At 43.7% G+C, this 25,199-nt stretch carries 19 protein-coding genes; 17 read left to right on the top strand and 2 right to left on the bottom strand.

Going from position 1 to position 25,199, the window contains the following annotated elements; translation table 11 throughout:
* The first annotated feature begins 39 nt into the window (after positions 1-39).
* Together B2746_RS19740 and B2746_RS19735 are read left to right on the top strand one after the other, a co-directional pair.
* On the top strand, positions 40-873 hold the full coding sequence (locus B2746_RS19740) for a glycoside hydrolase family 16 protein (RefSeq protein WP_290797957.1): 834 nt from the start codon (positions 40-42) through the stop codon (positions 871-873).
* Positions 874-884: 11 nt separating this feature from the next.
* Positions 885-2,423, top strand: a complete 1,539-nt coding sequence (locus B2746_RS19735) for a sulfatase family protein (protein ID WP_290797954.1) — start codon at positions 885-887, stop codon at positions 2,421-2,423.
* A 45-nt stretch (positions 2,424-2,468) separates the two neighbouring features.
* On the opposite strand, the gene B2746_RS19730 is transcribed toward B2746_RS19735, so the two are convergent.
* Positions 2,469-4,073 (bottom strand): hypothetical protein, encoded by a 1,605-nt coding sequence (locus tag B2746_RS19730; protein ID WP_290797951.1) that lies wholly within the window; start codon positions 4,071-4,073, stop codon positions 2,469-2,471.
* Between the two features lie 112 nt (positions 4,074-4,185).
* Here B2746_RS19730 and B2746_RS19725 point away from each other — a divergent pair, with 112 nt between their 5' ends.
* The 15 genes from B2746_RS19725 (at position 4,186) to B2746_RS19655 (ending at position 24,722) form a co-directional block, all read left to right on the top strand.
* The gene (locus tag B2746_RS19725) at positions 4,186-4,914 is read left to right on the top strand and encodes a GntR family transcriptional regulator (protein ID WP_290797948.1); all 729 of its coding nucleotides are present in this window, start codon (positions 4,186-4,188) and stop codon (positions 4,912-4,914) included.
* A gap of 98 nt (positions 4,915-5,012) precedes the next feature.
* A complete protein-coding gene (locus tag B2746_RS19720; RefSeq protein ID WP_290797946.1) occupies positions 5,013-8,126 on the top strand; it encodes a SusC/RagA family TonB-linked outer membrane protein in 3,114 nt (1,037 codons plus the stop codon).
* 19 nt (positions 8,127-8,145) lie between these two features.
* On the top strand, positions 8,146-9,642 hold the full coding sequence (locus tag B2746_RS19715; RefSeq protein WP_290797943.1) for a RagB/SusD family nutrient uptake outer membrane protein: 1,497 nt from the start codon (positions 8,146-8,148) through the stop codon (positions 9,640-9,642).
* Between the two features lie 31 nt (positions 9,643-9,673).
* Positions 9,674-11,452, top strand: a complete 1,779-nt coding sequence (locus B2746_RS19710) for a class I mannose-6-phosphate isomerase (RefSeq protein WP_290797939.1) — start codon at positions 9,674-9,676, stop codon at positions 11,450-11,452.
* Between the two features lie 3 nt (positions 11,453-11,455).
* Entirely contained in the window at positions 11,456-12,808 is a 1,353-nt protein-coding gene (locus B2746_RS19705; protein WP_290797936.1) for a sugar porter family MFS transporter, read from the top strand.
* Between the two features lie 31 nt (positions 12,809-12,839).
* A complete protein-coding gene (locus B2746_RS19700; protein ID WP_290797933.1) occupies positions 12,840-13,637 on the top strand; it encodes a hypothetical protein in 798 nt (265 codons plus the stop codon).
* Positions 13,638-13,659: 22 nt separating this feature from the next.
* Positions 13,660-14,868 carry a DUF4185 domain-containing protein gene (locus tag B2746_RS19695; protein ID WP_290797930.1) on the top strand — a complete coding sequence of 403 codons (1,209 nt, stop codon included), beginning with the start codon at positions 13,660-13,662 and terminating at the stop codon, positions 14,866-14,868.
* Positions 14,852-16,348 carry a sialate O-acetylesterase gene (locus B2746_RS19690; RefSeq protein ID WP_290797928.1) on the top strand — a complete coding sequence of 499 codons (1,497 nt, stop codon included), beginning with the start codon at positions 14,852-14,854 and terminating at the stop codon, positions 16,346-16,348. The genes B2746_RS19695 and B2746_RS19690 overlap by 17 nt, the downstream gene beginning before the upstream one ends.
* A gap of 11 nt (positions 16,349-16,359) precedes the next feature.
* Entirely contained in the window at positions 16,360-17,292 is a 933-nt protein-coding gene (locus tag B2746_RS19685) for a hypothetical protein (RefSeq protein WP_290797926.1), read from the top strand.
* A gap of 12 nt (positions 17,293-17,304) precedes the next feature.
* Positions 17,305-18,048 carry an SDR family oxidoreductase gene (locus B2746_RS19680; RefSeq protein WP_290797923.1) on the top strand — a complete coding sequence of 248 codons (744 nt, stop codon included), beginning with the start codon at positions 17,305-17,307 and terminating at the stop codon, positions 18,046-18,048.
* Positions 18,049-18,053: 5 nt separating this feature from the next.
* Complete coding sequence (locus B2746_RS19675) at positions 18,054-19,277, top strand: enolase C-terminal domain-like protein (protein ID WP_290797922.1); 1,224 nt, start codon at positions 18,054-18,056, stop codon at positions 19,275-19,277.
* Entirely contained in the window at positions 19,274-20,131 is an 858-nt protein-coding gene (locus B2746_RS19670) for an SMP-30/gluconolactonase/LRE family protein (RefSeq protein ID WP_290797919.1), read from the top strand. Before B2746_RS19675 ends, B2746_RS19670 begins: the two co-directional genes overlap by 4 nt.
* A complete protein-coding gene (locus B2746_RS19665) occupies positions 20,128-22,842 on the top strand; it encodes a GH92 family glycosyl hydrolase (protein ID WP_290797918.1) in 2,715 nt (904 codons plus the stop codon). The genes B2746_RS19670 and B2746_RS19665 overlap by 4 nt, the downstream gene beginning before the upstream one ends.
* A 26-nt stretch (positions 22,843-22,868) precedes the next feature.
* A complete protein-coding gene (locus B2746_RS19660) occupies positions 22,869-23,744 on the top strand; it encodes an ROK family protein (protein WP_290797917.1) in 876 nt (291 codons plus the stop codon).
* Between the two features lie 84 nt (positions 23,745-23,828).
* On the top strand, positions 23,829-24,722 hold the full coding sequence (locus B2746_RS19655; RefSeq protein ID WP_290797916.1) for a sugar phosphate isomerase/epimerase family protein: 894 nt from the start codon (positions 23,829-23,831) through the stop codon (positions 24,720-24,722).
* Between the two features lie 15 nt (positions 24,723-24,737).
* Here the strand turns inward: B2746_RS19655 and B2746_RS19650 are convergent, their stop codons facing one another.
* Entirely contained in the window at positions 24,738-25,112 is a 375-nt protein-coding gene (locus tag B2746_RS19650; protein WP_290797913.1) for a hypothetical protein, read from the bottom strand.
* Positions 25,113-25,199 lie beyond the last annotated feature (87 nt).

Here is a 25,199-nt window from a genome sequence, read left to right as displayed (position 1 = left end):
TACCGGCTCCATTTTTTACTTTTCACGTTAACTTGTAGTATGAAGCAATCCGTATTTTTTTTAGTAATTGTAATGCTGCATATTGGTAGTGGTTGTGGACCAAAACCATTCACGAAAAATGAGCATTATATGTATGTGCAATCCAAAGGCCGGGCAGAAAAAAAATGGAAGCTGGTATGGTCGGATGAGTTCGATAAACCGGAACTTGACAGTTCCAAATGGACCCGTATTCCACCTGGTAAATCAGACTGGAACAGACATATGACGGCGGTTGAGCCTGCCTGTTATAACCTTGATGGTGGGGTGCTGGAATTAATCGGTATTGTTAATAAGGATACGTTGAAAGATCCGAGACCCTTTATTACAGGCGGTGTCTATACAAAAGACAAGTTTGCCTGGCAATATGGTCGTGTTGAAATAAGAGCCAAACTCGAATCTTCGCAGGGTGCCTGGCCTGCCATCTGGATGCTGCCTGCAACAACCAAATATGGACCCTATCCAAGAGGAGGAGAAATTGATATCATGGAACACCTGAATTTTGAAGACAGTATTTATCAGACGATTCATTCCTACTATACACTGGAGTTAAAGGAAAAACGAAACCCGCCGCATTTTGGTAAAGCAGCCATAAACAGAGCGGATTATAATATATATGGACTGGAATGGTTCCCCGATAAATTGGTATTTCTGGTTAATGGAAAAGCTTCATTTACTTATCCCAGAAAAACGGATGTAGATCCAAGTCAGTGGCCATTTGATCAACCCTTCTATCTATTGGTGGATCAGCAACTGGGTGGTAATTGGGTTGGAAAAGTAGATATGAAGCAGTTACCAGTTAAAATGAGTATCGACTGGGTAAGAGTTTATCAATAAAATGAGGTAAGATGAAAAAGTTCCTGTTATATCTGTTGGTATCTTATGGAGTGGTTGCAAACGCACAACAAAAACGTCCGAATATCCTGATTATCATTTCTGATGATCATGCTTTTCAAACCATCAGCGCCTATGGTAGTAAGCTGACTCAAACACCTGCTATCGATCGCATCGCAAAAGAGGGCATGCTTTTCAACCGGGCCTATGTAACCAACTCTATCTGCGGACCAAGTCGCGCTGTTTTACTAACCGGCCGGTACAGTCATAAAAATGGATTCAAAGACAATGTCAGCGGGCGATTCGACAGCTCACAACACACTTTTATTAAAGACCTGACAAAATCGGGGTACCAGACTGCCTGGATTGGGAAATGGCATTTGGAAAGTGCCCCGCAGGGATTTAGTTATTGGAAAGTGTTACCCGGACAGGGATCCTATTTCAACCCTGATTTTATTAAGATGGATAACAGCCGGGAACGTATTAACGGTTATGCCACCACGATCATTGAAGATATTGCTGAAAACTGGCTGGATGGCAGAGATACCAGCAAGCCTTTCTGCCTGGTGATCGGACATAAAGCAACGCATCGCACCTGGATGCCGGATATACAGGATATGCGGCGATTTGATACAGTAAACTTTCCACTACCCGCCAATTTTTATGATGAGTACCAGGGTCGCAGAGCAGCAGCGGTTCAGGATATGACGGTGGACAAGACCATGATCATGGGCTATGATCTGAAAATGTTTCCATCAAAAGAGGCGGCAGACAAGGATGGAAATATTCGTCGGATGACACCAGATCAAAGGGCAGCATTTGATGCTTATTATGGTCCTATCAAACAGGACCTGGATGCGCGTAACTTAACCGGAAAAGAACTCGTGGAGTGGAAGTACCAGCGTTATATGCGGGATTATCTGGCAACTGCGGCATCCTTAGACAGCAATATTGGCAGGGCGTTGGAATACCTGGACCGGCATAAGCTCACTGATAATACACTGGTGATTTATTTATCGGACCAGGGATTTTATATGGGAGAGCATGGCTGGTTTGACAAGCGCTTCATGTATGAAGAATCCTTCCGAACACCCATGGTTATGCGCTTTCCGGGTATGATTCAGGCAGGTCGGGTAGACAGCAGCCTGGTTATGAATCTGGACCTGGCTCCCACCATGCTGGATCTGGCGGGTGTAAAATCCACTCATAAATTACAAGGTGAATCCATCCTTCCTTTGTTAAAACAGGAAGGGGTGAAAGGTAGAAAAAATCTCTACTATCATTATTATGAGAATGGTGAACATGCTGTTTCTCCGCATTTTGGTATAAGTAACGGAAGATATAAACTGATCCGTTTTTACAAGCGTGTGGAAAGCTGGGAGCTGTATGATCTTCATACGGATAGTTCTGAAATGAAAAACCTCTATGGTCGATCCGGGTACGAAAAAATAACCCGAAAAATGAAAAAGGAATTGACGAAAATCAGTAAGAAATTTGAAGATGCTGAAGCATCAGAAATATTAAAGCGGCCTATTGGTTTAAAAGGGTTTTGAGGAGATTTTCCGGCTGTTCGGGCTACTTAAATTATGAATGCTGATTTAAAATTTCAGCAGACTAAAATGGTATTCAAATTTGGCCAGACCAAAGCCGGTATGCTCACGTGAAAGAAGATACCAGTTGTCTCCCTTTCCAAAAACTTTTGGAGACAGTATACCCATACCTTTGGGAATACCTGTTAAAACAGATCTTGAAAGTTTACCACTTATGTAATCAATCTTGATCAAATTAGGTACACCTGTGGCTCCGCCGGATCTGCTAACTTTTGCATCAGGAGAAATAACCCCGGAATTTTCCGGGTTATCATTGAAAAGAAGATAGAGTGCTTCCTTTCTGGGTATGGTAGCTGTTGAACCATATAATCCACTACTTGTACCGGGGAAATGATCAATGGGTGTCCAGGGTGAAAAATTCCACCAATCTGCGGATGAATTCATCATCGTAATTTGATTCCTTGGAACTAAACTTACCCAGTTAATTTTATCTAAAGGATTAAATTGTATTATTAAAAGATCGCGGAAAAAAAGATCGGTACGGTAATAATCCCGGTTATTTGATTCCCTCCTGGTCATATTCATTTCCTGATAACTTTCAGCAATCAGTACTCTGTTTTTTCCATCTGGTGCAAGCGAGATACTTTTCAAGCGAAAGGAATTGTCTTCGTTCAGTTTTTTGGCGATAACCGGATGTAAGCCTTCAAACGGCTGAAATATTTCAGCTTTTGGATTACCGGTAAAAATATCAATGAGTTTATAATAAATCCCTGTCAGTTTTCTTTCTTCCGGATTGTTTCCAATAAATCCAATCATTTCCACCTGCTTTTCATTATTCTCCTTGATGTAGGTTACCATTGGTACCTGGAGATTGGCCTCTTCCATCTGTTCGGAAATCAATATACCTTTATCAGAATATAATTTTGAACTGAATCCTTTCAATTTCCTTTTTGTTTTTCTTCCTTCCTGTACCTCATCAAAAACCGACCCCCTTACTAATACAAATCCATTGCTCAACAACCAGACTCCGGAATGAATAAATGATTTTCCTGTTGGTCTGACTGTTAAAGAATTTATAGGCTGTGTCTTCAAATCGAGATCTGTCAATACAACCTGAATCACATTGTTTTCTTTATCTCCATCAACAATCAGCAAAAACCGACTGGAATCTACGCCCACTTTTATTGCAACCTGAGCAGATTCGTAGTGCTGATTCAAGCTAAATGTGCCAAGTTTTTTAGTTTCACCAACTGGCTGTAAGCTTTCTTTGTCCAGTTCAGCTGCAAATACATCAAGCCCGGTTTTTCCATTTTTTTCTTTGGAAAAAAAATAAATCCGGTTTCTAATCATGAGAAAACCAACCCAGTCTCTCCCTTTAATCAGCTCTTTATATGTTGCTTCTTTTTGCGGCTCCAGTGTCTTTTTACTGATTCTGGAAAGTGTGGGTACATCGACCACTTTCTGTGTTTGACTTAACATCAGTTTTGTGTTCAATGATTGCAGGTATAGAAAGTTTTCATCAGCACCAATTACAGTCGTTCCATAAGTACCTACGCTAAGTTTGAAGGGTTGTGCTTCAGTCTTTTCAATATGCTGACTGAAAACCAATTGACAAAGGATTAAAAAAAGAAAGAGGGCAGGAAGTTTTGTCATAACCATTATTATTCGGGCACGCTAAACTAGACAAATTAACCTCCCAAAAAATAAATTTGATGCAATCTTAAAACTCATTACATTTGGTATGTACGAACATATAGACAAGTAAATGGATTTTGCAATTGATCATACCAGCTCTTTACCCCTGCATGTTCAGGTGGAAGAAATGTTGCGAAAGCTGATTGACCAGCCCGAGTACCAGAATGGTAAGCTATTGCCGAATGAGATCCATATTGCACAGCGACTGGGCATTTCACGCAGTACGGTACGGCAGGCAACTAATAAATTGGTTTACGAGCGGCTGTTGATCCGCAAAAAAGGTGTCGGGACCAAGGTTGCCAAGAATAATATCAGTACTCACCTGAATAAATGGACCAGCTTCACCCATGAGATGGATGAAAAGGGCATGGTCTTTAAGAATTACAGCATCAAAGTGAGTATGGTATTGCCTGATAAGGAAATCCAACAGTTGTTTAATATAGGAGAAGGTATCAAAGTGCTGAAAATGGAACGGGTAAAAGGTCCGGAATCCGGTCCGGTGGTCCATTTTGTATCCTATTTCCATCCGCGAACAGGTCTTACAGCAGACGATGATTTTTCCAAACCCCTTTATGAAACCCTGGAGAAAAAGCACCATATAGTGGCAGCTTTATCGAGAGAAGGGATCAGTGCTATACTTGCTGATGCAAAGATCAGCAAACTGCTGAATGTAAAACCCGGTGATCCCATCCTGTTCCGGAAACGCGTGGTTTGTGATCCCGGAGACCGGCCTTTTGAATACAATCTTGGCTATTACCGGGCCGACCGGTTTACTTATACGATAGATATTGCCCGATAAGTACAGGCAGAAGGAATCCTATGCCTGATTTTGTCGGTTAATATGTACAGACATACGAACATAACGAACAACGATTATTAACGATTAATGCTTGCTAAATGAGAAAGATTGCACTTATCTCACGGCTGACCGCTCTTGGTATGGCCTTGCTTTTACTAATTTCCGCTACCATCGCCCAGGATGCGGGAAGATCTATTTCGGGCACCATTCGAACGGCCTCCGGTTTGCCATTGCAGGGAGCAACTGTAGCACTTAAAGGCGAAACCAATTCGGTTTCCACCAATGCAGAAGGCAAATTTTCACTTCAGATCGTACCTGGTAAAAGTATCCTCGTCATTTCGTTTGTTGGCTACATCAGCAGAGAAGTTCCGGTTGAAGCCGGGCCTATGGAAATCAGGCTTACAGAAAATCCCGGTGAATTAAGTAATGTGGTGGTAATCGGATATGGAACGGCCAAAAAAAGCGATCTGACCGGTTCCGTTGTTTCGGTTCGTGCAGACGAGCTGAAAGCTATTCCGGCAACCAGTCTGGATCAACAGTTACAGGGTCGGGCTGCAGGTGTTCAGGTTACGCAAATCTCCGGTAAACCGGGTGCGGAAACCTCTATCCGGATTCGGGGAACCAGTTCCATCAATGCCGGTAACGAACCACTTTACGTAATAGACGGAATGCTGGTGAACAGTGATGGCGCAGATCTTAGTGTGGGTGGTACCCGAGGTCCGCGGATATCTCCGCTTTCTTCCATCAATCCGAGTGATATCGAATCCATTGAGATATTAAAAGACGCCTCCGCTACTGCCATGTACGGTGCACGCGGCGCCAATGGAGTGGTGCTGATCACCACCAAAAGAGGACGTTCAGGAAAAGGAACCCTTACACTTGAAACCTACCGCGGCTGGCAGCAGGTAACCAACAAGCTGAACCTGCTGAATGCTGCACAATACGCCGATTTTGTAAATGAAGGTAGATTGAATGCCAACCAGATTCCGGTGTATGTGAATCCGCCTAATCTTGGAAAAGGTACAGACTGGCAGGATGAACTTTTTCGGAATGCACCCATGGGAAATTATCAGCTTTCTTTTGCCGGAGGAAACGATAAAACCAAATACACTGTTTCAGGGTCCATGTTCGACCAGAAAGGAATTATTGAGAGCTCTGATTTTAAACGCTATTCTTTCCGAACCAACCTTGAACAGAAAGTTAATGATAAACTTACAATTGGAACCGCCATCACCTATTCCAGAATATCGAGTACCGGAGTACTTACCAATGGCGGACAAATAGTTCCGGGTGTTGTTACTTCTGCATTATTGTTTAATCCGGTATTGCAGGTGTATGATTCAACCAGAGATGGTGGTTATACTTTTGAAAATGATCGTGGTAAGATCCTGGGCAACCCGATTGCAGAAGCAAAGGAATACACTTCCACCACTTCACTTTCCCGGTTCCTGGGAAATGCCTATGCGCAGTATGCATTCAATAAAAACTTTACTTTCAAAACCAGTTTTGGTCTGGATGCTTACACCAACAGCGAAAATAGTTTTGGCCCTAATTTCCTGAAGCGTACCGAAGCAAGTAATGGAGAAGCATCACTTGGTAAGTCAATCGGAAATACCTGGTTGAATGAAAACACGCTTTCCTACAATAATTATTTTGGCAGCAGACATAAGGTGAATGCAGTGGTAGGTTATACCATGCAGCAATTTAAAAATGAACAACTCTTGGTATACGCATTTGATTTTCCGGATAACAGAACCGGGTATCATAATATTGGTGCCGCTTTAAATCCTCAGAAGCCGGCCAACAGTGAATCAGAATGGAGTATGGTATCCTATCTGGGTCGTGTGAATTATACATTGGATGATAAATACCTGTTTACTTTAACCGGCCGGGTTGATGGTTCCTCCAAGTTTGCAGAAGGCAATAAATACGGCTTCTTTCCATCCGGTGCATTCGCCTGGCGGGTGTCCAATGAAAAATTCATGGAAAATGTGAAGGCCATTAGTGATATGAAATTCCGGGTTAGTTATGGTATCATCGGAAATCAGGCGATTCCTCCCTACCAGTCACTTGCATTGGTTGGTCCATTTGGAGAAGGGGTATTTAATGCTGGTAACAGTCACGAGGTTTTCACCGGACGTGAACCATTGAGTTTTGTGAATCGCAACCTGAAATGGGAAACAACCAAACAATTGGACCTTGGTATGGATCTCTCACTGTTTAATAACAGGATTACGTTTACAGCAGACTATTACAAGAAAAGAACGAATGACCTTTTATTGTCCAGCCCCATTCCTTTATCGTCTGGTTTTGCCACAACGCTGTTAAACATTGGCAATATTGATAACTGGGGTGTAGATCTGGATCTTCGTACAATCAACATGAAAGGAAAACTGCAATGGACTTCCGCACTCAATTTTTCACTGAACCGGAACAAAATTGTAAACCTGAATAGTGAAACAGATGTAATTCTTCAGAATGCCATTCTGTTGCGTGAGGGTGTAAGTATTGGAACTTTTTACGGATATCAATTTGATGGAATTTTTCAGTCCGATGCAGAAGCAGCATCCAGTCCGGTTTTAGTTGGACAGGAAGCGGGTGCACCGAATCCGGCATCCCGTGCCCGTGCAGGAGATCGCAAATATGTAGATCAGAACAAAGACGGTAAAATAGATGCGAATGACCGTACCATTCTTGGTTCAGCACAACCGAAATTTACCTGGGGATTTGGTAACAATCTCTCCTACAAAAACTTCGAACTTTCCTTTTTCTTCCAGGGTTCCGAAGGTAATAAGATGGCCAACTTCAACAATCTGGACCTGCTTAATTTCAACGGACAGCAGAATGTTTTAGCTGATGCCGGATTAAACCGCTGGACGCCTGAAAATCCGGGTAATAAATACCCTCGGGCCGTTTCAGCCGGAAGTCTGGATGTTGGTGTGGTTTCCTCTGCTATTGTGGAAGATGCTTCTTACATAAGGCTTAGGAATGTCACACTTTCCTATAACCTGGCGCCTGGTCTGATTTCGAAAATCGGGATGAGTAATCTTCGGTTATACATCAGTGGTACCAACCTGTTAACCTTTACCAACTATTCAGGATATGATCCGGAAGCCAACACATTTGGACAAAGTACCACATTATTGGGACTGGATCTGGGTGGTTATCCACAGGCAAAAGTGTACCAGATAGGACTGAGTGCTTCTTTCTAAACGATTAAAGCTATTTAATATGAAATCATTTCGCATACAAATCATCACACTGCTTCTGATAAGCACCGCTATGATGAGTATTGTTTCCTGTAAAAAATTCCTGGAAGAGGATCCCAAAAATCAGGTTACCATTACCAATTTTTATAAAACAGAATCGGATGCCATTGCTGCAGTAAATGCTATTTATGCTTACCTGAATTCGGTAGATAATTTTGCTGTAGGTGGAAATACTGCAGGCGTTTACCACAGCACTTTTTGGGTTATGATGGGATTAGCTTCTGACGAAATGCTGAATAATCAGCTCGGAGCGGCAAACTTTGATCAGATCTCCAGTTTTTCGCATACACCTCAGAATCCTTCAATAGAGGAAATCTGGGGCATGGATTATAAAACCATTACACTTGCAAATATTGCTATAGCAAGAATACCCGGAATTGAAATGAATGCAACCCTCCGCAACAGACTGGTCGGGGAGGCAAAGTTTCTACGGGGGCTGATGTACTTTAATCTGGTTCGGATCTTTGGTCAGGTGCCCTTGTTGATCGAAGAAAATAATCCGCTGTTGCCAGAGAAAGCAACCGTTGATGCCATCTATGCACAAATCGAACAGGATCTCAGTGATGCGTCCGGAGTTCTTCCACTAAGTTATGATCCTGGTAGTGGCCGTGGGCGTGCTACTTCCGGTGCTGCCAATGCGATTCTTTCAAAAGTATATCTGACCCGTGAAAATTGGGAGCAGGCTTCCATCTATGCTAAAAAAGTTATTGATTCAGAACAGTATGAATTGTGGCAGGATTTTGCCGATGTGTTCAAATTAAGCAGTCGGGGTGGAAAGGAAGCAATTTTTTCTGTTGGGTTTGGTGATGCGGGAGGTGCGATCGTGTTTTGGGAAGTGGGTCAGTTTAATGTGCGTCTCTTACCTGCTGCCTTAAGTGCTGAAGGTATTCAGAATGCACAGGGATGGCAATTTCCAACGGAGTACCTGTACAATCAGTTTGATGTGGATGACCGCAGGAGGGAGGTAACGTTCATAACTGAAATCAATGGTGCAAATGGACCTTTCACTATTCGTCCATATGTAAAAAAATACTGGGATCGGCAAATGGAACCTCAGGGAAATAACTCCTCCAATGACTTCCCGGTTATCCGCTATGCAGATGTGTTACTTATTTATGCAGAAGCCCAGAACGAATTGGGTAATTCGCAAACTGCGCACGATTATATCAATGAAGTTCGTAAACGTGCAAGGTTTGACGGCACCAATTATGCAAATGCACTTCCCGATTATGCAGGACTAAACCAGGAACTATTCAGAGATGCTGTTCTGAAAGAACGCAGTATGGAACTGGTATTTGAAGGTCAGCGCTGGTTTGATCTGGCACGTACCGGAAAGCTGGAGCAACGGGTTCCATTGGCAAAACCAGGAGTAACGCCAGCCCCCCGAAATTATTTATTTCCCTTACCTCAGCGGGAGGTGGACCTGAATCCCAATCTGGGACAGAATGAAGGCTATTGATAAAATTATAGTTAACCTAAAATAAATCGTCTTGTACAATTCGAATTTTGATAAGTTTCCCGAAGTAGTGATGCATGGTTACAATGGTACTATGGGATGGAATGAAATTGCCAATGAACTGACTGGCAGAATAGAAAGCCTTTCAAAAAAACAGGTAGTATTGAAATTGGAATGCTATCATGGTGTGTTGGTGGCGCCTATAATTGATCAACTGAAATTAATTTTTCCGGAAGCAGCATTTTTGGATGTTTCAACTGCGCTGCTGCATGCAGAGGAGCTGGAAAAAAAGGTATATCCTTTTGTTACGGATGATCCGGTTTTTGGCTATTTGAGCCCACTAACAATGGCAGATTTTTATGATGCCCGGGCATTGGAATCGCTTGCTGAAGCTGTAAGATCCAATGCCGCTCCAATTACCATTATTTATGGAACCGGAGCAAGTCTTGTTCCGCTGGATGCAGATTTACTGGTATATGCAGATATGCCGCGATGGGAAATTCAGTTGCGTTTCCGGAGAAATGAAATCAGCAATCTTGGTACGGATAATAAGACGGATGCATTTGCCTATCAATACAAACGTGCCTTCTTTGTAGACTGGCGGGTATGTGATAAGTTAAAACGTACGCTTCTTGGCAACTGTGATTATATTCTGGATACCACCCATCCCGATCAACCCAAAATGGTTACGGGTGCGGCTCTCCTGCTGGCATTGGAACAGGTGGTAAATCGTCCGTTTCGGGTTGTGCCTTTTTTTGATCCTGGTCCCTGGGGTGGGCAATGGCTGAAAGAAGTATGTGATCTGAAACGGGATGAAAAAAATTTCGCCTGGGGCTTTGATTGTGTGCCGGAAGAAAACAGTTTGCTGATTCGGTTTGATCATATTCTTTTTGAAACGCCGTCGATCAACCTGGTATTTTTCCAAACAGAATCCTTACTGGGTTCTAAGGTGGAACAGGCATTTGGTGCTGAGTTTCCTATCCGCTTTGATTTTCTTGATACCATGGAAGGGGGTAACCTGAGTCTGCAGGTACATCCCCTGAAAGCATATATCCGCGAAAAATTTGGCATGCCTTATACGCAGGACGAAAGTTATTATTTCCTGGAAGCGCAGGAAAACTCGTTTGTTTACCTGGGGTTGAAAGAAAATATCCAGCCTGCAGAAATGCTGACGGATCTGGCAGCAGCCCAGGAAGTATCCGGTTCTTTTGATGCCGATAAATATGTGGAAAAATGGCCGATTCAGAAACATGATCATATCCTGATACCGGCTGGTACCATTCATTGTTCCGGTGCCAACAGTGTTGTGCTTGAAATCAGTGCCACGCCTTATATTTTCACATTTAAGCTGTGGGATTGGGGCAGAATGGGGCTCGATGGTAAACCACGTCCGATTTCACTGGAGCATGGTAAACACGCGATTCAGTGGGATAGAACAACTGAATGGACCCGTGCCAATATCATCAATCAATTCGAAACAATTAAGGAAGGTGATGGTTGGAAGGAAGAACGTACCGGACTTCATGAAGGATCTTTTATTGAAACACGCCGGCACTGGTTCTCCAAAAAAGTGAACCATCATACGGGCAATGTGGTGAATGTGATTAACCTGATTGAAGGAAGGGAAGCGATTGTTGAAAGTCCGACTGGCGCATTTGAACCCTTCATCATTCACTATGCGGAAACCTTTATTGTTCCTGCTTCGGTTGGCGCGTATACCATTCGGCCGTACGGCTCTGCAGAAGGCAGTACCTGTGCTACGTTAAAGGCTTTTGTTCGGGAAGAAAACCTGATTGATTACAGAATTAATTAACCTATGCAAGCACAACTCAGATTTATTTATCAATGTACGCTGGTTGCTGCAATTGGCGGTTTGCTGTTCGGATATGATACGGCCGTTGTAGCAGGCGCTATTGGTTATATAGAAGAAAAATATCAGCTCAGCGCAGCAATGACCGGATGGGCTGCATCCTGCGCACTGATTGGCTGTATGATTGGTGCGATGATAGCCGGTGGACTAAGTGATAAACTGGGAAGACGAAAAGTGCTCATGATATCAGCCTGGGCATTTGCCATATCTTCTGTCGGTATTATGATACCATTAAGTCTGAATATGTTTATTTTCTTCAGAATGATCGGAGGTATTGGTATCGGTATCGCTTCCATTCTGTCGCCTATGTACATTTCAGAAATTGCGCCTGCTTCAATCAGAGGCAGACTGATTTCTATCTATCAATTGGGTATCGTAATCGGCATTTTGTTGATCTATTTTGTTAATGCAGCCATTGCAGGAATGCATGATCATCAATGGAATGTGGATACCGGATGGCGCTGGATGTTCGGATCCGGTCTGCTTCCTTCCATTGTATTTATTCTGCTGTTGTTACGAGCACCGGAAAGTCCGCGTTGGCTGGCTGCCCAAAATCAATGGGACAGTGCAACGGATATTCTGGAAAAAGTAAATGGTAAAACCGGTGCAGCGGAAGAAGTGAAAGCCATCAAATCTTCCCTTTCCGAAAAACAGGGAACCTTTTCTGAATTGCTGCGACCTGGTTTAAGAACTGCACTTATTATCGGGATATTCTTATCCATCTTCAGCCAGGTAACCGGAATTAACGTAATCATGTATTATGCACCCGAAATTTTTAAAGCAACCGGCGATGGTAGTTCATCTGCCTTAATGCAAACCATTTGGGTGGGTGGTATCAATGTATTGATGACACTGGTTGCAATCCGCTATGTGGACCGCCTGGGAAGAAAAAAACTACTCCTGATCGGATCAGCCGGCATGGCAGTCTGTCTGGCTTTTGTTGGAGCCGCCTTTTACCAGCAGGCAACTACCGGGTATTGGGTGTTGGGCGGAATACTGCTGTATATCTCCTTTTTCGCCATTTCTCTTGGGCCATTAACATTTGTGGTAGTGGCGGAAATTTTCCCCAACTCCATTCGGGGAAGGGCAATGGGAGTAGCTATCTTTTTTCTCTGGCTTTCTGTATACATCGTATCACAGACTTTCCCCATGTTACTTGAGTCAATTGGCAGTGCGTACACCTTCTGGATCTATATGATTATGTCCATCCTTGCCTTTCTTTTTATATGGCGGATGGTACCGGAAACAAAAGGAAAAACGCTTGAAGAAATTCAGGACCTCTGGAAACCTAAAAACTAAACCTGATTTACAATTTTTTAAATAAACGATTATGCGGTCATATTCTTTCATCCTTGCAATTTGCCTGCTTGGCATCTTCACATTATCAAGTTGTGAAAAAGATAAGGGCAATCCGAATCAGCCTGTATTAAAATTGAGTCCGGATAATGTTAACGGTAAATCCGGAAGAACAGTTGAAGCAACTTTGTCGATTTATGCACCTAATGGCGCAGGTACAGTTACTATGTACAAAACGGTTAATCTGCAAAAAGATAATAGTTTTGGCGGTACCGGCACTATTACCGCGCAACCGGTAAATGTGGGTGAGGACAACTATGAGTATCATTTTTCCTATCAGCTGCAAGACGATGAGGTTGACCAGTTAGTAGGTGTCAATTTTCGTTTTGAAGACAGTAAAGGATTAGCTGCAGAAAAAGACCTGACGGTATATACCACCACATCAGGACAACAGACTATCTACAGTCGCCGTTGGGTATTGAAAAGCAGGATGTGGACATCTGTTGCTCCCGCTGTTGAGGATATGAAGGATTGCGAAAAGGATAATATTTTCACCTGGAGATCCGACAGTACTTACACGGTTAATTTCGGATCAGAAGCCTGCACTTTTGATGGTTTCAATGTATTTGAAAGCTGGGAATTAAGCGAGGACGAAAAAACATTTACGCAGGTTTATTCATCGCTCTTTGATCCGAGCAATCGCACTACTGAAACCTATACTGTTCGTTCTCTATCCAGTGAGCGGCTGGTGCTGGAACAGCTGATCGATCTGACAATTTTCGGGCTTACTGATAAAGAAGTATTTATCAGCACCTTTGAACCTGCACCCTGATTTTTCCATTTAAAACATGATCATGAAACCAGCATTTGTTATAGGACTTGCCAGTTTGATTGGTAGTTGTAATTCCAAACCGGCTGAAACTGCCCTATCAATAAATACCAATATTGATTCGATTCGATTCACTGCTGAAGCAGCCCCTGAATGGAGTAATTTATTTAAGCGAAAATCCGGATGGTTTGGTGGAGATGGAATTTTTGCATTGGTTCGGAGTGGAAATGAAGCACCGGGAGCAGCTGAAAAAGAGGAAGCCCTTATCTGGTTTAGTGATACCATGCTCGGTGAAATTATTGGGGACTCTCTTCAGCCTGGTTTTAGCATGATCAATAACTCAATTGGGATACTGCAGGGTGGTAAGCCTGATAGCAGCGCTATCCGTTTTCATTGGGATAAAGATAACCAGGGAAAACCCGCAGCTTTGTTCATTCCGCAAACACCTGCAACATCGGCAGGTGAGTATTACTGGCTGGGCGATGGTTTTGTAAACACGGCAAAAAATAACAATATCTATCTGTTTGGATATCGTATTCAAAACATCCCCAACCAACCGGTATTTGGATTTAAGGAGATGGGTAATACCATGATTATAATTCCTGCCGGAGAACAACCTCCCTTTCCGGGTAAACGGCAGGTGGATATTCCTTTCTGGTTAAATCGTGCCGTTGATTCTGTCGGAAGTTTTGGTGCCGGAATATTGGTCAACACCAAAGAAGCGGGTGCATTGAATCCCGATGGATATGTATATATCTATGGTTGCAGAGGACAGAATAAGCAGGTGATGGTGGCAAGGGTTCAGCCAGCAGATATAGAATCCTTTGATTTATGGCGTTTCTGGAATGGAACAGAATGGGTAGCTGATGCCAATGCGGTACAGCCAATCGCCACCAATGCTTCCAATGAGCTGAGCGTAACTCCACTTGAGGATGGCCGTTATATTATGGTATTCCAGCGCGAAGGAATCAGTAACAAAGTGGGTATCCGCCTTGGAACTTCACCCAATGGGCCCTTTGGACCGATCATCAATATTTATGATGTTAGTGATGATCTGAAAGATTCGCCAAACTTTTTTCCCTATAATGCAAAAGCACATCCTGTATTATCCAAGCCGGGAGAACTGCTAATCAGTTATAATATCAATTCCTTTAAGTTCTTTGATGAAATCGGTGATTTCCCTCAACTCTATCGCCCACGTTTTATTCGCCTGAAATATGAACTGGAAAAATAAAATCAGATCCACATCAATGGTTGCGGTCCTGTTTTTTACAGGTATGGTTTGCTTGGGTCAATCCTTCAGGCTGGGTACACATCTTCAATCCAATATGGTGGTGCAGCAGAACAAACCACTGGTGGTATGGGGTGATGCAGCTCCGGGTACCATTCTTGAAGTACAGGCAGACTGGTCAGGAGGCTGGAAAATTGATACGGCTGATCTGAATAGGCATTGGGAAATCAGTATTCCCGTACCAGCAGCGATACCAGGGAAAGCCATTTCAAATGCCATCAGGATTAAATCGAAAGAGACCGAATTAGTGCTGATGAATATACTTATAGGCGATGTCTGGTTTTGCAGCGGTCAGTCCAATATGGATATGCAACTCAAACCATTTCTGCCCTGGCTATTGGGAACCATGCATTATCAGCAGGAAATCGCAAATGCTTTTTACCAGGAAATCAGGTTGTTTGATCTGGAGACTAATTTCTCGGCTACACCTATGCGTTATGGAAAGGGGCAATGGAATATCTGTTCACCTCAAACAGTTCCGGATTTCAGTGCGGTGGCATATTTTTTCGCGCGAGATGTCTATCTACAGAAACGAATTCCGGTTGGACTGGTAGTAAGCAGTATCGGTGCTTCAACAGCTGAAGCCTGGACATCCAGAGATAGTTTACAGGCAGATAAAAACTTACACACGAAATACCTGTATCCTTTTGATACAAGTTCCCGTTCCAAAGAAATATTGGATGCCACAGTAACCTTTGATAAAGTAGCAAGGCCTACCCTCCTTTATAATGCCATGATTTACCCATTGCGTCATGTAGCATTAACGGGCATACTCTGGTATCAGGGAGAATCCAACCGGAAAGACGGAGCGATCTACACCCGGTTGCTAAGCACCATGATTGGCAACTGGCGTGCATTGTTCGGGCAGGGTAACCTTCCTTTTTATTATGTACAGGTAGCGCCCTATACCTGGCAGGAAAACAATCCGCTGGCGTTCGAGTATGCTGAACTAAGGGAAGCGCAGGCAGCAGTACGTACAAATACACCGGCAACAGAAATGGTAGTAACCATGGATATTGCTGATCCCAACGATATTCATCCAAGAAATAAGCAGGAGGTTGGCTATCGGCTCGCACAGATTGCCCTGGCAAAAAATTACGGTATGACCGGTCTGGTGCATAAAGGACCGGAATTCGAATCTCTATCAACACATAAAGACACGCTGGTAGTTTCTTTCAGGAAAGAAGGTATTGGTTCGGGATTGGGAACAAATGACGGCCAGCCACCCAGGCATTTTTTTGTGGCCGGAAAGAACAAGCAGTTTTTTCCAGCCGAGGCACTGATCCGCAATAACCAGGTTTTATTGGTAAGTAAAGAAGTAAAAAATCCGGTTGCTGTACGGTATGCATTTACTAATTATCCGGTTACCAATTTTCAGAATATCGATGGATTTCCGGCGGTTCCGTTCCGCTCATCTTTTTAAAAACGAGGGCTTTGGTTAATTCAACATCATACACAAAAAGGGAGTGGATCCTGCAGAACAGGTTCCTAACTCTTTGCTATGATGAAGTAGGTGGATCCCTGCTATCACTTACACATTGCAGTTCAGCTATCAATCCGTTGAACTTTACGTTTCCTCGTCCGGAAAATCCGGAAGCCAGTTTTGAAGGCCATTTTATCTGCACACCCCGGTGGGGAGATCCGAGTGCCGGAGAAAAAAATAATCAGGCCGTTAAACATGGGGATCTCAGTTTGCAAACATGGAAATTTATCAATAGTAATCCTCTTCAATTGACTATGGCTACCAGTAGCGAAATTGACCAGTTGGAGTTTACACGGGAAGTGAATTTATCAGCATCGGCTCCGGTTTGTACGGTATCTGAAACAATAAAAAATACCTCCGGTGTTTTCAGGCCCTGTAACCTGGTGCAGCATCCAACTATTGCAGCACCTTTTTTGAATCCGGATACCTGTGTACAGTCAAATGGAGCAGCAGTGCTATTCGAAAATGGGCAAAAACCTGTTGAAACTATCCATTCCTATTCTCTGGATGCCAAAGAAACCGGCTGGATAACTGCAATGGATAAACGTAGTAATCTGTTATTAGGTTATTGTTGGAAAGCAACTGAGTATGCATGGATCCATCATTGGATTCATGAAGAAAACAAAGAGGTTGTTTACCGGGGAATGGAATTCGGAACAGCTGCATTACATGTAAATTGGACAGAATTATTTGCACAGCACAATGGCCGTTTTCAGGAAAAACCGGCTTGCTTTTTCCTGGATGCGGGTGAGTCCAGAACCTTTACTTATCATTTTTTTCTGACCCCCATTCCTTCCGGGTGCAGCACGATTCAGGCTGTAAACATGCATAGCGGGTATATGGAAATAATTCATACTGCGGGTAGATTCCTGCTTGAACATTAAATGCATCCTCTTATGAAAGATAAAGTAGTACTTATAACCGGCGGAAGCAAGGGCATTGGAGCCGCTGCTGCTCAGGTATTTCTTGCTGCAGGTGCAAAAGTGGCCGTGCTGGATCTGGTACCAATCAATGACTGGCCGGTATTACCAGATTTTTATACCTGCGATGTTACGAAGGAACCCTCCATTAAAGCGGCAGTTGATGCTATTCTTGAGAAATGGAAACGGATTGATGTACTTGTCAATAATGCAGGTATTCAACGTTATGGCGCTGTAACTGATACGGATATAGAAGTTTGGGATGAAGTGATGAATGTAAATCTGAAAAGCATGTTTCTCTGCAGCAAGGCGGTTCTGCCTGTAATGGAGCAGCAACAAGCTGGTGTTATCATTAATGTTTCCAGTGTACAGGCATTTCATAGTCAGCAGAAGGTTGCTGCCTATACCACTTCCAAAACGGCCATACTAGGTTTAACAAGAAGCATCGCCGTAGATTATGCGCCGGCAATCAGATGTATGGCTGTTTGTCCGGGTACTGTTGATACACCCATGTTAAGAGATGCACTTGAGTTATCCGATGACCCGGAAGCGATGTTGACGGCTTGTGAACAAATGCATCTGACCCAACGAATAGGTAAGCCGGAAGAAGTGGCGAAGCTGATTGTTTATTTATGCGAAGATCATGCTGCTTTTATGACCGGACAGGCAATCCGCATAGATGGGGGATTGGGAATTGTAATTCAGGGATCAGCAAAATAGTAAGTATGAAAATTACCGATATAAAAGCAACCACTGTAGCAGTACCGCTGGAAGCGCCCATCCGGCATGCCAATGGCTGTCATTGGGGACGATTTATCAGAACCATTGTACAGGTGTATACAGATGAAGGAATAATTGGGCTGGGTGAAATGGGCGGCGGCGGAGAATCTGCAGAAGCTGCGATCCATGGGTTAAAATCCTATCTGATTGGACATGATCCAATGCAATTGGAACAGCTGTTTTGGAAAATTTGTAACCCAACTGCCTCCCTTTATAATAACCGCTTGCAAATTCATGCAGCTATTGAATTTGCCTGCCTGGATATCATGGGAAAGAAACTGGGTGTTCGGGCCTGTGATTTATTAGGCGGGACGATCAGAACAAAGATTCCTTTTGCTTCCTATTTATTTTTCAGGCATCCCGATGAATCAACTGGTATTGGTGGTGAAGAAACCGTGGATCAAATGGTAAGGCATGCATTGCAGCTTCATCAGGAACACGGATTCACATCGCACAAGTTAAAAGCAGGTGTTTTTCATCCCGATCATGAAGTGGAGGTATTTCGGGCGGTTTCAGAGGCATTGCCTGGTCATCGGGTGCGCATAGATCCGAATGCCATCTGGTCTGTGGAGGAATCCATTCGGGTAGCAAAAGCCATTGAAGATCTGCCCAATGATTATTTTGAAGATCCCTGTTATGGCATGGAGGCTATGCGCAGATTGAAGTCCCGGTGCTCCATTCCAACAGCAACAAATACGGTAGTGGTAAATTTTGAGCAGCTCGCAGCCTGTTTTCGCACCGACGCCATCGATGTTATTTTATTGGATACGACTTTTTGGGGTGGCCTGCGGCAGGCATGGATGGCTGGCGTTTGTTGCCAGAAAATGAACCTGGGTATTGCAGTTCACAGTTCCGGAGAATTAGGTATTCAACTGGCCACCATGTTACATCTGGGAGCAACACTTCCATCGCTCTCCTTTGCGGCAGATGCACATTATCACCACCTGAAAGATGATATCATTAAAGGTGGCAAAATGAAGTATCAGAACGGTGCTATCCAATTGCCGGAAGGTCCCGGACTTGGAGTTGAGATTGATGAGGATAAACTCAAACAATACCAGGAATATTTTAAAGAAGCCGGTGGTTATACCTATGATCGTGATATGGGCAGACCAGACTGGTTCAGCATAACGGGTACCAATGACCGCTGGGCAAAATTACGCGTATGAAAACCTACTCCATTGAAAATATAAGCATCTGGGCCGATGGTCTTGATCATCCTGAATGCATCGCTATTGATTCTGAAGGAATACTATGGGCAGGAGGAGAAGCCGGACAAATTTATAGGATAGCCTCAGAAGGAGCTGTGGAAGAAGTAGCGAATACTGGTGGTTTTGTATTGGGTATCGCATTTTCTCCGGATGGCTGGCTGGCTGTTTGCGATCTGAAAAATAAATGTGTATGGCGATATCAACCGGATACCAGACAGTTATCAGTATTTACCAAGGGTATGGAAGACAGACATTTTCGTACGCCGAATTTTCCTGTCTTTGATGCAGCGGGAAATTTATATGTTTCCGATAGCGGTGAATTCAGAAAAGAGAATGGCTGCATTTTTAAATTTTCGGTGGATGGTAAAAAGGAGATCTGGCATCCTGGCCCCTTTGCTTTTGCCAATGGAATGGCGCTCTCTGCGGATGGTGATAAACTTTATGTGGTAAGCACCTGGCTTCCGGGTGTGGAAGCGATCAGCATTCTTCCGGATGGTGCTGCCGGCGAACGCTCAACCGTCGTTGAACTACCGGAAACCTGTCCGGATGGGATTGCATTGGATCAGGAAGGAAATATGCTGATCTCCTGTTATGCACCAAATACAATTTACTCGCTCGATAAAACAGGCACATTGTCTGTTCTGCTTCATGATTGGGAGTCGCACACCATATGCAATCCAACCAATATTGCTTTTGGAGGAAAAAATAATAGCGATCTCTTCATTGCCAACCTGGGCAGGTGGCATATTTCGAAACTTTCATTGGATAAGGCTGGTTTGTTGCTGGCCGGACAAAAAAACAATTCTAAATGATACGAACTGCACTTGTACTAAGTACGATTCTGCTTGCCTCTTTTCAGGGCATTGCAGGTCCGGGTAATATTGCACCGGAAGCAACAGTAACCGTTTCCACCAGTGATGGACCAGCCTATTCCGGTAGCCACCTGACAGATGGAATCATAGGAGTGGATGGCCTGGGTGAATGGGCCTGTGCGGGCGATACAACCGATTGGGGGCATATCCGGCTCCCCTGGTTGGAGCTTCGCTGGAAGCAGGCAAGAATGGTGAATAAAGTGGTGTTTTATGATCGCCCCACACTTCGCCACAATATTGCCGGAGGTAAATTGCTGTTCAGTGATGGATCTGTTGTATGGGTAAATCAGATTCCGGCTGATGGAACAGGAAAGGCGGTTCATTTCCCCACGCGAAAAACCGAGTGGATAAAATTCATAACACATGATGGCACAGGAAGAGAGTTGGGTTTGTCTGAAATCGAGGTATTTGCAGCGCCGGAAGAAGATATAGATTATGTATCCTGGGTAGACCCATATATAGAATCCAATCGTGGCCGTTATATATTTTTCATTACCGGAAGTGTTCCATTTGGGCTGGCCAGTTCAGCACCGATGACCCGTAATAAAAATCAGTATGGCGGTGGTTATAATTACAATGAAACAGAAATTCTTGGATTTGAGCAATTGCATGCCTGGATGCAATCGGGTGTGGAAATTATGCCGGCTACCAACAAGGTTGATCTGACAAAGGGATTACACAGTTGGAAATCACGCTTCAATCATGATGATGAAATTGTTCAACCCGGTTATCATCGCGTCATGCTGCAGGATCATCAGGTTTGGGTGGAGCAAACAGCAACCGAAAGAGTGAATTATTACAGGTATCGTTATACGAAGGATACGGACGCGCGTATCATTATTAATCTGCATGGACACATTTCCAATTGCACCATGAAGGATGCAAAAATTGAGCGGGTAACAGATACGGAAATCCAGGGTTCGGTAAGTACCGTGAACCGATATTGGGGAGGCCCGAAAGAGGTAAAAGTGTTTTTTGTGATCCGGTTTGATAAACCCTTTGCATCACTTGATGCATGGTCTGGTAAGCAGCAATATGAAAACGTAACAACTGCAGGCGGCGATAGCCTGATACTGGCGGCAGCGTATAAGGTGAAAAAAGGCGAACAGCTGGAGATGAAAATCGGACTATCCTATACCACCATTGAAAATGCCCGAAACAACCTGGATACGGAATGCAGGGAATGGAATTTTGATCAGGTGCGGACTGCTGCCCAGGCAACCTGGAATGAATGGTTTTCCCGCATGCAGGTGAGTGGTGGAACAAAAGAACAAAAAATAAAATTCTATACGGATCTCTGGCATGTATTATTGGGTCGGCAGAAAATCAATGATGTTAATGGTGATTATCCGGATCGTACTACCGGAAAGAGGGAAGGGAATTTTACAGATGCAGTATTTAAAATTAAATCGATACCGAAGGATGCTTCTGGCAAACCTGCATTTAATATGTATAGCTCGGATGCATTCTGGCTGACCCAATGGAATATTAATATACTATGGGGTCTGGCATGGCCTGAATTGCTGGATGAGTTCTCGGCATCATTGGTTGAATATGCAAATAATGGAGGTTTGTTGCCAAGAGGTCCGTCTGGTGGTGGTTATTCCTACATAATGACCGGCAACCCGGCAGCTAACTTAATTGTGAGTACTTATATGAAGGGATTGCTAACCAAAACATCGGCCCCTCATGCATATGAAACAATAAAAAGAAATCAACTGCCCGGAGGTATGCTGGGGCCCAAAGAAGAAGTAGCGTTTTATATTAAAAAAGGATGGTGGCCCGGTAATGCCGGTATCAGTATTGAAGCTGCTTTTCAGGATTGGGGAACGGCACAGATGGCTGGCCGTTTGGGAAAGAAAAAAGACTATCAGTATTTTTTAAAACGGTCGTCTACATGGACAACAATTTTCGATGATTCTGTTAAGCTGATTCTACCAAAAGACAAGAATGGAAAATGGTTGCATAAAGATTTGCTGAGTGGTGCTGGCTGGGTGGAAGCCAATGCCTGGCAGGGAACCTGGGGATTATCCCATGCTATTCCCGATCTGGTAAAACGAATGGGCGGGTCTGATAGTTTTTGCAACAAACTGAATTATGCATTTGAACAATCGAAGTCCGCTGATTTTGTATATGGCTATACGGATGGCTATGTGAGTTATGCGAATCAGCCTGGCTGTAGTAATGCACACGTGTTCAGTTATGGAGGTAAGCCCTGGTTAACGCAGTACTGGGTGCGGAGGGTAAAAGAACAGGCCTATGGAGGAATCACTCCGGATCTGGGCTATGGCGGACATGATGAGGACCAGGGGCAGATGGGTGCGGTAAGCGCATTGATGGCAATCGGTTTGTTTGATATCCGGGGTAATCAGGCGCAAGCGCCGGTTTATGAGATTACTTCGCCAATCTTTGATGAGGTACGCATAAAGCTGGATAATCGCTATTATAAAGGAAAAGAGTTTATAATCAGAACCTATGGCAATCAACCGGGCTATGATTATATTCAATCAGCCAAGCTGAATGGAAAGGACTTAACTACCTTTTGGTTTACGCATGAAAATTTTGCCAGTGGCGGATTGCTTGAACTCTGGCTGGGCGATAAGCCGAATACAAGCTGGGGAACTGCAGGCTTGCCGCCAGGCATGGAATAGTCATTCATAAGAAAGTTACTAATACAATGAAGAATTGGATTACCGGGGTAGATATTGGAGGAACGCATATTACTGTTTGCCTAGTGAATCAGGAAGAGGGCTGTCTGATGGAAAATACATTGGTACGGCAAACTGTGAATCCAAATGAATCAGCAGAGGAAATAATAGCTGGATGGGCATCCGCTGTACGGAATTGCTGGAAAATTGCCGGCCTTTCGCAGGCCAGAATAGGCATCGCGATGCCCGGTCCGTTTGATTATGAAAACGGTATCAGTTTGATAAAGGGATTATGTAAATATGATGCATTGTTTGAACTGCCGGTTAAAGCAATACTTGCTCAGGAACTTGGTTTAACAATAGCTGAGATCCGGATGGTGAATGATGCCACCGCCTATTTAAGGGGAGAGGTTGCAATGGGAAGTGGAAAAGGAGCTGACAAGGTATTGGGAATTACACTTGGCACCGGATTGGGATCCGCCTTATATCGGAATGGAAAATTTGAGGACGGTGATCTTTATTGTTATCCTTTTCTTGATGATCTGGCAGAGGAATATTTCTCTACGCGATGGTTTCTTAATAAGTATAGGGAGAAAACCGGGCATGTACTGAAAGGAGTAAAGGAACTGGCTGAAAAAAGTGAAATGGAAGCAACTGCCTTGGAATGTTTTGTAGAATTCGGAGAAAATATGGCGGCACTGATCAGGAGCCGGTATGCTTCGGAAATTCCAACAACCATAGTGATAGGTGGAAATATTGCAAAGGCTGCGCACTTATTCTTTCCTGCTGTTCAGCGCAAACTTGGACCGGAATATAAAATTAAAACAGCTGTTTTGGGCGAGATAGCAGCCCTGATTGGTGCGACGTATTTATGGGAAAGCCAACAAAACGATGTGGTGGGGTGAATTTAATAGTGACTTAAGGCAATTCCAAAGCAGTTCAGCCTCCTTGAAAATAGTAGCTTGAGTCTGCTAGATAAAAAATCGAAAATGAATCGGCGAGATTTTTTGCAATCCGGTCTGGTACTTACAGCGGGAACCATGCTTCTTACTGCAGCACCCGGATTTTCTATTCAGTTTTTGGCTACTGATTGGGGGTTTAACGGAGGCGTTGACGATTTTTGTGCAGCTGCTAAAAAAGAAGGCTATGATGGTGTGGAAGTCTGGTGGCCACAGGACGCGGCTGCACAAAAAAAACTGTTTGATGCATTGGATAAACATCAATTACTGGTCGGCTTTTTATGTGGCGGATGGCAGTCAGATCCCAAAGAACATCTTCAAACATTCAAGAACTCCATTAATGCAGCCTCTTCCAATAGCAGGAAGAAGCCATTGTATATCAACTGTCATTCAGGCCGGGATTATTTCAGTTTTGAAGAAAATCTTTCGTTTATCCGATTTACAACAGAAATAACAAAACAAACAGGAATACCCGTTTATCATGAAACACACCGGGGCCGAATGTGCTATTCTGCGCCTGTCACCCGAAAATTTTTAGAAGCTGTTCCGGAAATGAGGCTTACACTGGATATTTCTCACTGGTGCACCGTACACGAAAGTTTGCTCGCAGATCAGGCAGCAACGGTGAACTTAGCCCTTGAACGAGCAGAACATATTCATTCGCGCATTGGGCATCCCGAAGGCCCGCAGGTGAATGATCCGCGGGCTCCGGAATGGGAAAATACCGTAAAGCAACACCTGATCTGGTGGGACACAATAATCAACCGAAAAAAACAGAAAGGTGAAAAAATGACTATACTCACCGAGTTTGGTCCCGCTGATTATATGCCTACCCTCCCCTATACGCGCCAGCCGCTGGCGAATCAGTGGGAAATCAATATTTATATGATGCGTCTGCTTAAAGCAAGGTATATAGGGAATTAACTGATCTGCCGGTTGTTATTTTCTTTTGGCCGTGAAAGGAATTATTTCAGAATCAGTCAAAGTAGCGGTGCCTTTAAGAAGCTCCTTTACTGCCACCATTTTAAATCTGACCAGCTCACCCTGAATGTTAAGCGTAAAGGATGCCGTATCACGGTTGATGGCAACCGGTTCAGCAGTCAGTTTTTCGCCATTGGTAAAATTAAAATCGGCAATTGTTGTCCCGCTTCTTTTACTAAATGTAATGGTGCCTGCAGAGAAGCCTGGTTCCGGTGAATCCGGCGCTGAAAAATGCCAGGTACCACTGAATTGATTTGACTGAGCATAACTTGAGAAACAACTTAGGCAAACTGTGATAACAGTAAGCAGTAAAACATTAAGCTTTCTTTTCATATACATCGTTTAAATTTTGAGTAAATCTAGAAGAACAGCTTTTCGTTTAAAAATCAATGGGGTGAAATCGTAATAGCAGGGGTGAAT

The sequence above is a fragment of the Flavihumibacter sp. UBA7668 genome (assembly GCF_002483205.1).
Classification (GTDB): domain Bacteria; phylum Bacteroidota; class Bacteroidia; order Chitinophagales; family Chitinophagaceae; genus Flavihumibacter.
This window is presented reverse-complemented; position numbering and strand designations above follow the sequence as displayed.